General features: G+C 62.4%; 12 protein-coding genes. 4 read left to right on the forward strand and 8 right to left on the reverse strand.

Annotated elements, in window-relative coordinates; translation table 11 throughout:
• Nucleotides 1-29: 29 nt before the first annotated feature.
• The 4 genes from recJ to AC2FMN_RS06530 form a co-directional block, all read right to left on the reverse strand.
• Nucleotides 30-1,772, reverse strand: a complete 1,743-nt coding sequence (gene recJ, locus AC2FMN_RS06515) for a single-stranded-DNA-specific exonuclease RecJ (RefSeq protein ID WP_496687033.1) — start codon at nt 1,770-1,772, stop codon at nt 30-32.
• 78 nt (nt 1,773-1,850) lie between these two features.
• Nucleotides 1,851-2,834 carry a class II fructose-bisphosphatase gene (gene glpX / locus AC2FMN_RS06520; RefSeq protein ID WP_496679544.1) on the reverse strand — a complete coding sequence of 328 codons (984 nt, stop codon included), beginning with the start codon at nt 2,832-2,834 and terminating at the stop codon, nt 1,851-1,853.
• A gap of 72 nt (nt 2,835-2,906) precedes the next feature.
• The gene (locus tag AC2FMN_RS06525) at nt 2,907-4,193 is read right to left on the reverse strand and encodes a homoserine dehydrogenase (protein WP_496679546.1); all 1,287 of its coding nucleotides are present in this window, start codon (nt 4,191-4,193) and stop codon (nt 2,907-2,909) included.
• A 139-nt stretch (nt 4,194-4,332) separates the two neighbouring features.
• On the reverse strand, nt 4,333-4,581 hold the full coding sequence (locus AC2FMN_RS06530) for a hypothetical protein (protein WP_496679548.1): 249 nt from the start codon (nt 4,579-4,581) through the stop codon (nt 4,333-4,335).
• A 101-nt stretch (nt 4,582-4,682) separates the two neighbouring features.
• Between AC2FMN_RS06530 and AC2FMN_RS06535 the strand changes: the two genes are divergently transcribed.
• Nucleotides 4,683-5,270 (forward strand): TetR-type transcription factor C-terminal domain-containing protein, encoded by a 588-nt coding sequence (locus tag AC2FMN_RS06535; RefSeq protein WP_490360811.1) that lies wholly within the window; start codon nt 4,683-4,685, stop codon nt 5,268-5,270.
• Between the two features lie 21 nt (nt 5,271-5,291).
• Here the strand turns inward: AC2FMN_RS06535 and AC2FMN_RS06540 are convergent, their stop codons facing one another.
• A complete protein-coding gene (locus AC2FMN_RS06540; protein ID WP_496687035.1) occupies nt 5,292-6,203 on the reverse strand; it encodes a pirin family protein in 912 nt (303 codons plus the stop codon).
• Between the two features lie 158 nt (nt 6,204-6,361).
• Here AC2FMN_RS06540 and AC2FMN_RS06545 point away from each other — a divergent pair, with 158 nt between their 5' ends.
• A complete protein-coding gene (locus tag AC2FMN_RS06545) occupies nt 6,362-6,835 on the forward strand; it encodes a hypothetical protein (protein ID WP_496687036.1) in 474 nt (157 codons plus the stop codon).
• Here AC2FMN_RS06545 and AC2FMN_RS06550 read toward each other — a convergent pair whose 3' ends face one another.
• From AC2FMN_RS06550 to AC2FMN_RS06560, 3 genes are all read right to left on the reverse strand, one after another.
• Entirely contained in the window at nt 6,836-7,324 is a 489-nt protein-coding gene (locus tag AC2FMN_RS06550; protein ID WP_496687038.1) for a hypothetical protein, read from the reverse strand.
• Nucleotides 7,325-7,406: 82 nt separating this feature from the next.
• Nucleotides 7,407-7,967: a TadE/TadG family type IV pilus assembly protein gene (locus tag AC2FMN_RS06555; protein ID WP_496687040.1), complete on the reverse strand. Its 561-nt coding sequence runs from the start codon at nt 7,965-7,967 to the stop codon at nt 7,407-7,409.
• Nucleotides 7,964-9,736, reverse strand: a complete 1,773-nt coding sequence (locus AC2FMN_RS06560; protein ID WP_496687041.1) for a pilus assembly protein TadG-related protein — start codon at nt 9,734-9,736, stop codon at nt 7,964-7,966. Before AC2FMN_RS06560 ends, AC2FMN_RS06555 begins: the two co-directional genes overlap by 4 nt.
• Before the next feature lie 327 nt (nt 9,737-10,063).
• Between AC2FMN_RS06560 and AC2FMN_RS06565 the strand changes: the two genes are divergently transcribed.
• Together AC2FMN_RS06565 and AC2FMN_RS06570 are read left to right on the forward strand one after the other, a co-directional pair.
• Complete coding sequence (locus tag AC2FMN_RS06565) at nt 10,064-11,494, forward strand: Glu/Leu/Phe/Val family dehydrogenase (protein WP_496679563.1); 1,431 nt, start codon at nt 10,064-10,066, stop codon at nt 11,492-11,494.
• 198 nt (nt 11,495-11,692) lie between these two features.
• Nucleotides 11,693-12,493 carry a hypothetical protein gene (locus AC2FMN_RS06570; protein ID WP_496687043.1) on the forward strand — a complete coding sequence of 267 codons (801 nt, stop codon included), beginning with the start codon at nt 11,693-11,695 and terminating at the stop codon, nt 12,491-12,493.
• Nucleotides 12,494-12,552: the final 59 nt, after the last annotated feature.

Genomic DNA, 12,552 nt, shown 5'->3' on the forward strand with positions numbered 1-12,552 from the left:
CGCCCCGGTTCCGGCAGGCTCGAAAGGGGTCATTTCGCCTCGGCCGCGTCTTCCAGGCGCAGCTGAACGCTCTGCCGTCCGCCCCAGGTATTGATCTCGAGCCGGCCTGCGAAATGGAACCGGGCACCGCCGTGATTTGACAGCCGATCGCCCATCGGGCCATCAAAGGCGCCAAAGGCGATGGCGTCGATCCCTGCGCCCATACCGTCGGACAGGGACAACTTCAGATGGGTCTCGCCCACGCGTTTGGCAAAGCGCACCTGCAGGTCTGGCAGGGCAAAGCGCGGGGCAGGCGCGCCGGCCCCGAACGGACCCGCCTGCTCAATCTGCTCGATCAATGCCACCGTGGCGGCGCCAGGCATCAGAACACCGTCAAGTTTCAGGTCGGCGGGGCCGCCTTCGCCCGCCCCCTGTTTGGCCAGCAACTCGCTCAGGCGCACCATGGCGGGTTCCAGCTGATCGCGCATCACGGTCAGACCTGCGGCCATCTTGTGCCCGCCTCCCTTGACCAGCAGCCCTTCGGACGCCAGCCGGTGAATCGCGGCCCCCAGATCGACACCCGAAACCGAGCGGCCCGACCCTTTGCCCTCGTCGCCGTCAAAGCCGATCACGATCGCCGGGCGGTTGGCCGTCTCTTTCAGGCGCGAGGCCACGATGCCCACGACGCCCGGATGCCAACCGTCGCCCGCCGCCCAGACCAGCGGTGCGTCCAGCCCACGATTTTCGGCCTGGGCTAGCGCGGCGGCGCGCACGGCGTTTTCGATGTCGCGCCGTTCGGTATTCAAGGCGTCCAACCGCTTGGCCAAGGCTTCTGCTTCGACGGTAGAGTCGGTGCTCAGCAAGCGCGCGCCCAGATCGGCTTGACCGATGCGCCCCCCGGCGTTGACCCGTGGCCCCAGCAGGAACCCCAGGTGATAGCTGTTGGGCGCGGTATCCATGCGCGCCACGTCGGACAGAGCCACAAGGCCGGGCCGCAGGCGCTGCGCCATGACCTTCAGCCCCTGCTGTACCAACGCGCGGTTGATCCCGACCAGAGGCGCAACATCGGCAACCGTGGCCAGAGCCACGAGATCCAGCATCGCCATCAGGTCAGGGCCCTTGGCGCCCGCCGCGCGCAGCTGCCGGCCGGCCTCAACCAGCATCAGGAACACGACGGCGGCGGCGCACAGATAGGCGAGGTCTCCGCTTTCGTCCTGGCGGTTCGGGTTCACGACGGCCACGCAGTCGGGCAGGGTCTCTCCGCCCAGGTGGTGGTCCAGGACGATCACGTCCGCCCCTTGGGCCGCCGCGATGGCATCATGGCTGAGCGTCCCGCAATCGACGCAGATGATCAGGTCATGCGTCGCGGCCAGCTGGGCCATCGCGGGTGCGTTCGGGCCATAGCCCTCGTCGATCCGGTCGGGAACGTACAGCGTGGCGTTCAGCCCCATCTGACGCAGCCACACGATCAGCAGGGCGGCCGAACTGCCACCGTCCACGTCGTAATCGGCAAAGATCGCGATGCGCTGTTTGTGCCGCACGGCTTGCAGGAAACGGGCGGCGGCGGTTTCCATGTCCTTCAGCTCGCGCGGGTCGGGCAGCAGGTCGCGCAGCTTGGGCGCCAGAAAGCTCTCGGCCTCGGCTGGGGCCACGCCGCGGCGGGCCAGCACCTGGCACAGCGGGCGGGGCAGGTCGGTCTGCTGTGCCAGCATTTCGGCGGCGCGGTCCATCTCGGGCAGTGGGCCAACCCACCTGCGGCCGGTCAGAGATTGCTCGACACCCAGAAAGCTCAACCTATCCCTCCTGACGGGCAAGGCCGAGCCCGGGCGGGCACGGCCTGTGAGTTGGTTTTGACGTTGCCGGTCGGGCAATCACCCGTTCAGGTGCGGCCAGATCGGCGTACGGTAGGTCATGCGCCGGACCGAGCCGGTTTTCGACCGCATCAGCAGCGTGGTGGTTTCCACCCAGCCCGGCTGGCGCTTGATGCGCGGCAGCAGCGACCCGCCGGTCACGCCGGTTGCGGCAAAGATCACGTCGGCCGTCACCATTTCGTCGCGCGAATAGACGCGGTCCAGATCGGTGATGCCTGCCTTGGCGGCGCGGCCGCGTTCGTCATCGTTCCGGAACAGCAGCCGGCCGAAGATCTGGCCGCCCATGCATTTCAGCGCCGCGGCCGCCAGCACGCCCTCGGGGGCGCCGCCTTGGCCCATATACATGTCGATCCCGGTTTCCTCTGCCTCGGCGCAGTGCATCACACCGGCCACGTCCCCATCGGTGATCAGCCGGATCGACGCGCCAGTTTCACGCACTTCGGCGATCATCGCCTCGTGCCGGGGACGTTCCAAAATGCAGACGGTGATGTCGCTGGGCTCGCAGCCCTTGGCCTTGGCCAGGGCCTCGACCCGCTCGCGCGGGCTCATGTCAAGCGACACAACCTTTTCCGGATAGCCCGGGCCCACGGCCAGCTTGTCCATGTACACGTCGGGCGCGTGCAGCATCGACCCGCGCGGCCCCATGGCGATGACGGTCAGCGCGTTGGGCATGTCCTTGGCGGTCAGGGTAGTGCCTTCCAGCGGGTCCAGCGCGATGTCCACGCCGGGGCCGTTGCCGGTGCCGACCTCTTCGCCGATATACAGCATCGGCGCCTCGTCGCGCTCGCCCTCGCCAATGACGACCACGCCGGCGATGTCCAGCAAGTTCAGCTGTTCGCGCATGGCGTTGACGGCGGCCTGGTCGGCTGCCTTCTCGTCACCGCGCCCGACCAACGAGGCCGAGGCCAGGGCGGCCTGTTCGGCGACCCGGGCCAGGCCGAGGGACAACATGCGGTCATTGAAATCGATCTTGGCAGCGCTCATGCGTGGGTATCCTTTGGCAATCTTGGACGTTGTTGACTGGCATAGCCTGCCCGTGGCGCAGGCCGCAAGGGTTCAGACCTGCTCAATGCGCAGCGCGACCGGTTCACCGGAAACCACGTCAGTCTTGCGCAGTTCCTCCAGCGCGATGTCCAGGGTGGCGCGGGTGGTCTTGTGGGTGACGATCAAAACCGGGGCGGTGTCCTCGGCATGGGCGTATTGGCGCATCCGGTCGATCGAGACTCCGGCATTGCCCAGAATGGCTGCCACCTTTGCCAGCGCACCTGGTTTGTCAAGCAGGGCCAGTCGCAGGTAATACGGGGCGGGCAGGCCGGTGATGGCGGGTTTGGCATCGACCAGAGTGGTGGCCGGACGCCCGAAGGTCGCGATGCGCAGCCCGCGCGCCAGGTCGCAGACATCGCCCATGACTGCGCTGGCCGTGGGGCCTTCGCCCGCGCCGGGGCCGCGCAGAACGACCTGTTCCACCGCGTCGCCCTCGATCACCACCATGTTGGTGCCGCCTTCCAACTGTCCCAGCGGCGAGTCGCTGGGCACCAGGCAAGGCTGCATCCGCTGTTCCAGCCCGCGCGGTGTGCGTTGCGCCACGCCCAGCAACTTGATGCGGTAGCCCATGTCGTCTGCCTGGTGGATGTCGTCCAGGCTGATGTGTTGAATCCCCTCGATCTCGATCCCGTCGAAATTGGGTTTCGTGCCGAAGGCGATCGACGCCAGCAGCGCCAGCTTGTGCGCCGCGTCGATGCCGCCTACGTCCAGGTTCGGATCGGCCTCGAGGTAGCCCAGCTGCGCGCATTCCTCAAACAGGGCGTTGTAGCCCAGACCCTGCGACTGCATGCGGGTCAGAATATAGTTGCAGGTGCCGTTCATTACGCCCATCACGCGGGTAATCTCGTTCCCGGCCAGACCTTCGGTCAGCGATTTGATGACCGGGATGCCGCCCGCGACGGCCGCCTCGAACCGGATCACGCGGCCCGCGGCCTCGGCCATTTCAGCCAGCGCCTGACCGTGGATCGCCAGAAGCGCCTTGTTTGCCGTCACGACATCCTTTCCGGTGGTCAGGGCCGCCTCGACCGAGGCCTTGGCTGGCCCGTTCTCACCGCCCATCAGCTCGACGAACACGTCGATGTCGTCACGCCGGGCCAAGGCGACCGGGTCGGTCTCCCAAGCGTAGCCCGACAGGTTGACGCCGCGGTCCTTGGTGGAATCACGCGCTGAAACGGCCACGATCTCGATGGGTCGGCCGGTGCGGGACTGCAGCAGATCGGCGTGGCGCCGGATGATCTTGACCACGCCCACACCCACGGTTCCCAAGCCAGCAATTCCAAGCCGCAGCGCCTGTGTCATTCCGTGGGTTCCTTTCTGCTCGGGTTTCGGCTGTTCGGGGCATTCCGCCCGTTCTTCGCTGCCTTAGCGGGTTCGGACCGGCGGTGCAATCGGTCAGCGTCCCAGCAACCGTCTGCACCGGTCGATGGCCGGTCTTCCTTTAGTCGATCGGAGTGTTCTGCAACCGGTTGGCGCGCTTGCGCAGGGACTTCTTGCGCTCGGTCAGATCCTTTCTCAGATCAGCGGCCTCGCTGGCCACGTCAACCGGTGGCCCCAAGGCCTCGTCCAGCGGGATCAGTTTGGGGTAGGGGGCATCCACGACGGTTGCTGCCTCGCGGCCTCGGAGCTCGGGGAAGTCCGTGCATCCGGCGGACAGTGCCACAAGAAAAAGGACAGGCAGCGGCTTCATCGCGGATCCCGTAGAGTTGCGTACCCTGTCGTGATGCACCTTCCGAAGCCCGGGATCAAGCGGGGTTCTATTTGAACGTGTGTTCATATAAACTGCCGATCATGGCACGCACACAAGGTTCTCACTCGGATATCACAGGCCCGCGCATACGCAAAGCGGCGTTGCATCTGTTCGCGCGATATGGCTATGCCGCTGTTTCCATGCGGCAAATCGCGGCCGAGGTCGGCGTGCAGGCCGGGGCGCTGTACAATTATACGCCCGACAAGCAAAGCCTTCTGTACCGGTTGATGCGCGACCACATGGAGGAGTTGCTGGCCGCCCAGAAGGGTTTGCCGCCGCAGGATTGCGCGCTTGATGCGCTGCGTCAGTTCGTCGGGTTCCACATCCGGTTCCACATGCAGCGGCCCGAAGAGGTTTTCATCGCCTACATGGAGCTGCGCAACCTCACCCCCGAGAACTTTGCCGAGATCGAAGCCCTGCGGCGCGATTACGAGGACGCGCTGCAGGGAATCCTGGTCGCCGGACAGGCCGAGGGGGTGTTCGCGCTTCAGGATGCCAAGATTGCCACGCTTGCGGTGATTGCGATGCTGAACGGCGTCATGACCTGGTATCGGGCCGGCGGGCGCCTGTCGCTGGATCAGGTCGAACAGATCTATTGGGACATGGTGCGCAAGGCCGTGTCCGCCTGACCCGTCTCTCCGCCCGGGCCGTCAATGGGCAGGTCGGATGAAGGTGCCGTTTCGCAACTCGCGAAAGGCCTGTTCAAGCTCGGCGCGGGTGTTCATGACGATCGGTCCGTGCCAGGCCACGGGCTCGTTGATCGGAGCCCCTGAAATCAGTAGGAACCGTACCCCGTCCGGTCCCGCCTGGACGGTTACTTCGTCACCCGTTCCAAAGCGCACAAGGGTTCGGTTTCCGGACATGTCCCGGATGTTCACTTCCTGCCCGGCGACTTCTTTCTCCAACAGGACCCCTCTGGGCTTGGAGGCATCCGCAAAGGCGGCCTGCCCTTCGAACACATAGGCAAAGGCGCGACGGTAGGTGTCGATTTTGAAGGTCTTTCGGACACCGGCGGGAACCGAGATATCAAGGTATTGCGGGTCGGCCGCGATTCCGTCCACCGGGCCGGTCTTTCCCCAGAACGTGCCGACGATGACCCGAACCCGGGTGCCGTCGTCATCTACGATTTCGGGAATGTCCTTGCCTTGAACGTCCTGATACCGGGGCGCAGTCATTTTCTGGGCCGAGGGCAGGTTGCCCCACAACTGAAACCCATGCATCTGACCTGACGCGTTCCCCTTGGGCATCTCTTGATGCAGGATTCCCGATCCGGCGGTCATCCACTGCACGTCGCCAGCGCCGAGGGTCCCGCTGTTGCCCAGCGAATCCTTGTGTTCGACCGTACCGGACAGCACATAGGTGATCGTCTCGATTCCGCGATGGGGGTGCCAGGGAAACCCAGCCAGATAGTCCCGAGGGACCTCGTTCCGGAAATCATCGAACAGCAGGAACGGATCCAGCTCGGACGGATCCTGAAAACCAAATGCGCGGTGCAGCTTAACGCCGGCGCCTTCAAGAGTCGGAACGGCTTTGCGGGTTTCGAGGGTGGGTCTAAGGGACATAGGGCCTCCTGCGGTTGTGATTGTGAATATGGGCGGCGACGCGCTGCGGTCAATTCAACGAAAACTCACCGCGCCTGTGCGTGTTTCAACAAATCCGTCAATGGTCTGTTGTTGTCGCGGAATTTCGGCTACGGGGTACGAAACGAATGGAGGTTTGGATGCAGGACGAGATTCTGGCGACGGTGCAGGCCTCGGCGGCACGTCGGTGGATGGGGGTGGCGATGCTGCTGTCGGTTGGGGCGCTGGTGATCTATGTCGCCTTGGCCAGACCGCCCGCGCCGCTGTGGCAGGTTTTTCTGTTCGCCGTCGGCGGCACGGCCCTGTGGTTGGCGCGTCGAGTTTGGCACGCGACCGCCGACCGGCTCGAGTTGACGCGCACGCAGCTGCGCACGGGCAGCGGCATCCGGATCCTGGATGTGGCGGATATCGAAGGCGTGGACCGCGGGGTATTTGCGTTCAAACCGTCAAACGGTTTTCTGGTCACGACCAAAAGCAGGGCCGAGCGCGCCTGGGCGCCCGGCCTGTGGTGGCGCATCGGGCGACGCGTTGGTGTCGGCGGCATGACGGCCGCCGCCGAGACCAAGTTCATGTCTGAGATGCTGTCGGCGCTGCTGGCCGAACGCGACACGTGATCAGCAGTTCGGATCGGCGTTGATGTTGTCGTAGACCCGCGGATGGGTGAACACGAAGTTCTCCATCGCGAACTCGTTTTCGCCATATCCGATGCGGAATGGGCGGCGATACCAGTCGCGCACCTCGACCACGATCATCTTGCCGTTGTCCGGCATGATCGGTAGCTTGTTTTCAATGCTGGAAACCGTGGTATCGGTCAGTCTGTCGAAATACTCGCCACGCTCGCAGGACCACAGGACATAGTGTTTATCGTCGGGCTGATCAAAGCGCAGGAACGAGATGCGCATCGACACGTCCGAGCGGTCCGACATCATCTGCTGCAGCAGTTCGTACATTGTGTCGATGTAATCCGCGTTCACGGTATTGCGCTCGCGGGACAGAACGTCGGCGACGGCATAGCTCGCCTTGAGGTTCCGCGAGCTTTGCTTGTAGCCGTCGAAAAATGTGAACGAAGCGCACATACCGAAGAACAGAAGCGGGTATACCATGACCGCTTCGATGCTGATGACACCGCTTTCCTTCCGGAAGAAGCGTTTGACGAAGCCCGTCTTGCGAGAGGCGTTTGAGCGATCAGGTAGGTTCATAGACAAACACCGTGGTAGCATGCAGTTCGTACTGCCCGTTGTCGGTTTGGCTGGTCATCCACCCAAGGATAGATCCCGCCCACAGCGGATTCACCTCGACACAGGCGCGCACGATCATCAACTCGTCCGAACCACCGGGGTTGAAAACCGGGTTCTGCTGAATCGTGGCAGGGGTATCCGCGCAGTACGGCCTTGTACTCAGTGTGTGGCCTGAATAGGGATCCACGCGCGTCAGCTCCAGCGCAAGGTTCGCGTCGCAGTCGGGAATGAACGCCGCCTTGTCGCACACGATTTCCTTGAGCAGATCATGCGTCCACCCCTGCTGAACGTTCGTGGTGTATTTTGAAAGGTTGTTCAGCCGCACGTCTCGGATGGTCTCATCCAAAGCCCGTTCCAGGTTGGCGTGGTTGAAGGCGCCGATCCCAACTTCGACCGCGGAATAGGTCGTCCCCACGAAGATCGGGAACCAGAAGATGAACTCGATCGTCGCCATGCCGCCCTCGTTGCGGCGAAACAAGCGGAGTTTGCTCAGGAGTTTCCGGATCATTGCGTCAGCCTCAGATTGCGGATCGTCGAGCCGATCGATGCAAAAACATCGATGATTTCGTCACCGGTGGCCTCGTAATAGGCACCGTCGTCGCTTTTGCAGTCCTTCAGCAGTGACTTGCCCGCATTGGGTGCTTCGAACGCGACCGTGAAGATCACGATGCCCTTGGCTCTCGCAGCAGCACACATGGCGCGCGACCGGGGGTCCTTTTGGCTGGAGCCGACTGAAGACACGGCATTGTAATACCAGTTGGATGCCTTTGAACTTCCCAGCGACTCACGGAACAGGTCATAGATGGCCCGTCGGGTCGTCCGCTCCCAGACCTGGGTCCAGTCCAGGTTGACCGACGTCGCCGGGTCGCCGTTGTTGTCCGTTACGGTGCGTGTCCGGCTGCGGCTGTAGTCGAACTGATAGCAGACGCCGTTGGAGCGGTATGTGCAGCGATAGACGGTGTACTCGTCGTTGCCGTACGGATCGTCCTGCCAGATCTCGCGCCCCCAGTACCACCCTTTCTTGCTGTCCCATTCGGTATAGGGGACGTCATGCCAGAAGTACTTGTCGGATTCGTGATCATAGGTGGAATAGACCGATTTCTTGGCGTTCCACCACAGGATCGAGGGACCCGAGCGATAGGGGTCGTTGACCATGTACTGCGTGGTGTTCGCGCCGTCGGTCATCAGAACCAGCACCTTCATCGAGTCGTTGCTGGAGTAGGTGTTGGGCCGCGTGGCGAATTCTGCGGGGATCTGGTTGCCGGCCAAGTTCGCGATTGCAGGCTGGAAGCTTTCGTCCAGCAGGGTCAGGCCCCATTTCAGGCCAAGATCGATCGAGGTGTTGCCGCCCGCCGTAAAGCTTTCGATATGCGCCTTCAGCACCTCAGGATCTTTTTGCAGGATCGAAACCTCGCGGTTGGCCAGCTCGTCGCAGACCTCGTTGTAGACAAATCTGTTTGACGGGCGGCGGTCATAGGTGTTCCACGGCGTGAAATGCAGCGTTCTGGGGTGGGTCGCACCCAGATCGAAGGTCGTGGTGTTGAATGCGTCGGCTTCGAAATTGATGCAGTTGGCTCGCTGGTTCGAGCCGCTGACGTTCAACTCGTTCATCAGATAGTCCGGCAGCGACACTTGCGTCGCGTAAGGAACGATCGAGATGGACAGTTTCCCGTCTTCGGTCTTGTCCGCCATCTCCTGCACGAATTTCTTGGCAGCTTTCTTGAGGTTCGTCAGGCGGTTGTAGCTGTTCATCGAGCCGGACACGTCCAGCACCAGCGAAATCTCGACGTCATCGATGGCTTCTTCGGCCACGCTGGTGGCGGCACTGGTGATCGTGTCGACATCCCACCACTTCATGAAGTGCATCTCGATGTCCATCTGGGCTTGCGCCTCGACCCTGCGATAGCCTTCGATGGTCACGGCCGTCGCGCCGCAGACATTGGGGGTCACGATTGGGTCGCCCACAAGGTACTGATCCAACCCTTCTTTCTTGAGGTAGTCGATCACCACATCCTTGGGGCACAGGTCCTGGTCCAGATCGGCCGCGGCCAGAACCGCACGATCCAAGGCGTATTGCAGTTTGGCGCGCTCGCGGTCGAACCGCATGACGTCTACCGCGAAACCGGCAACCGTGAAGATGATTAGCATCATCATCAACGCAAACACCGTCATTGTGCCGCGTTCAGACGACAGGAAAGTTTCACCTTCGCGGCAGTCTTGATAACGCCGTTGCAGGTGCCCCAACAGTTGCTTGGGCGTCCATTCAAAATTGCGCATAACGAAATCCTTTTGCCGGCCGAGCAGACGTGAGCCAGTAGTTCGCAAGTTTTGAAAATTACCCACAGAACGTGGCGAGAATTGGGCGGATTTGCCCCTAGAGCGCTCTTTTTGAATGAGAATCGTCCGCATTCCGGGTGGTGGCGGGGCTTTGTTTCCGGTAAGTTGACAATTTGACCAAATGGTTAACCTGCGGCGACTCGGGTCTGCGCGCGCAAACCTGCCGTTCACAAGCTGATGAAAAAAAGTGCAGATCGTGATTGCAGCCACCTGCCAAGGGTGCGACAAAACGCCATTGCTTCGTCGTCTACCGTCATGGAGGATTTTATGACGACCATCAAGGAACCCAGCTTTCGGGAAAGCGTGGATCTGATGTTCAACAGGGCGGCCGCCCTGATGGATCTTCCGCCGGGGCTGGAGGAGAAGATCCGGGTGTGCAACGCCACCTACACCGTCCGTTTCGGGGTTCGGTTGCGAGGGCAGATCCATACCTTCACCGGATATCGCTCGGTTCATTCCGAACACATGGAGCCGGTAAAGGGTGGTATCCGCTATGCCATGGCCGTGAACCAGGACGAGGTCGAGGCGCTTGCCGCGCTGATGACCTACAAGTGTGCCCTGGTCGAGGCGCCTTTCGGCGGGTCCAAGGGCGGTTTGCGCATCGACCCGCGCAAATATGAAGAGCATGAACTGGAGCAGATCACCCGCCGTTTCGCCTATGAACTGGCCAAGCGCGACCTGATCAACCCCTCGCAGAACGTTCCGGCCCCCGACATGGGCACCGGCGAGCGCGAGATGGCCTGGATCGCCGACCAATACGCGCGGATGAACACCACCGATATCAACGCGAGGGCCTGCGTGACCGGCAAGCCGCTGAATGCGGGCGGCATCTCGGGCCGGGTCGAGGCGACGGGGCGTGGCATCCAATATGCGCTGCGCGAATTCTTCCGCCATCCTGAGGACGTCAAGAAGGCGCGCCTGTCGGGGTCGCTGGAGGGCAAGCGCGTCATCGTTCAGGGGTTGGGCAACGTAGGCTATCACGCGGCCAAATTCCTCAGCGAAGAGGACGGATCGTTGATCGTGGGCATCATCGAGCGCGACGGTGCTCTGTATGACCCCGAGGGGATCGACGTCGAGGCGGTGCATCAATGGATCGTCAAACATGGGGGCGTGAAGGGCTACCCGGATGCGACGCATACCGCCGAAGGCACTGCTGTGCTGGAAGAGGAGTGCGACATCCTGATCCCGGCGGCGCTGGAGGGCGTGATCAACCTATCCAATGCCGAGCGCATCAAGGCGCCGCTGATCATCGAGGCAGCGAATGGTCCGGTGACCGCCGGGGCCGACGAAGTTCTGCGCAAGAAGGGCACCGTGATCATTCCCGACATGTATGCCAACGCGGGCGGTGTGACGGTCTCGTATTTCGAATGGGTCAAGAACCTGAGTCACATTCGTTTCGGCCGGATGCAGCGCCGTCAGGAAGAGGCGCGACACGAGCTGATCGTGAAGGAGCTGGAACGGCTGGACCGCTATCTTGGCGATGCATGGTCGATGTCTCCGGACTTCAAGGCCAAATACCTCAAAGGTGCGGATGAGCTCGAGTTGGTGCGTTCGGGCCTGGATGACACGATGCGCATCGCCTACCAAGCGATGCGTGAAGTATGGCACGATCGCAATGACGTCGAGGACCTGCGCACCGCGGCCTACATCGTGTCCATCGACCGCGTGGCCAAAAGCTATCGCGCCAAAGGCCTTTGACGTCTCGGAAACTGGGCAATCGGGCTTTGACAAAAAGTCCGGTTGCCGCACATCCTGCGCTGGAGTTCATGCAGTGAAGCCACCGAGGTTCTCATGCAAAGGACCCGTTCTGTAGCTTGGGCCGCGGCGATTGGGTCCGCGACCTTGGCGCTTGCGACTGCTGCCATTGCCCAACCCCGACAGGGCTGGACGCCGACTGTGGAAGGGTTGGTTGTCTATCAGGGCAGCGCCGATCTTGAGGGCGGCGGTGATTTCAGCGCATCGCGCGCGTTCCTGCGGGCAGGCGGCATTTACAGCTATGGAGACGGGTCCTTTGTGGGGTTGCTGGCTAGTTTCGGTCAGTTTGCCTACGATTTCGGGTTGCCCGGAAACCAGCCGTGGGACGACATCCGCGACATTCGCCTGAGCGTTCCATTGCGCTTCACTTTGGACAACGGGGCTACGGTGATCGTCTCGCCCCAGTTGAGATGGGATTACGAGACCGGCGCCAGTGCCTCGGACGGCTTCACCTATGGTGCCTTCGCCGGCATTTCATGGGCGGTGAACCCCAATCTGCGCATCGGCCCGGCATTTGGCGTGTTCTCCGAGGTTGGAACGAATGATCTCGAAGTCTTTCCCGCGCTACTTGTCGACTGGACCTTTGCCGAGCGCTGGCGTCTGAGCACCGGGCGCGCGCTGGGGGCCACTCAAGGCCCCGGCGTAACGCTGGAATACAAGGCTTCGGAAAGTGTCAGCGTGGGGCTTGCCGTTCGGTCCGAGCGGGCCCGCTTTCAGCTGAACGATAACGGGTTGGCACCGGGCGGCGTGGGCGAGGACAGCAGCATTCCGGTCGTTTTTTCGGTTGAATACGCGCCAAACCCCGGAGTTTCGCTGTCGGCATTTGCGGGTGCCGAGTTTGACGGCGAGTTGCGCCTGGACAATGCAGCGGGGCAAGAGGTCAGCCGGCAGGGCTATGATACCGCTCCGATCGTCGGTGTTGCATTCCGTCTGCGGTTCTGAGGGCGAATTCGTTTGCGACTGGTTTGGTCGCGCGTTGACAAGTTCTTGTCGAAAACGGA

The organism is Ruegeria sp. BHSC037, from assembly GCF_059613045.1.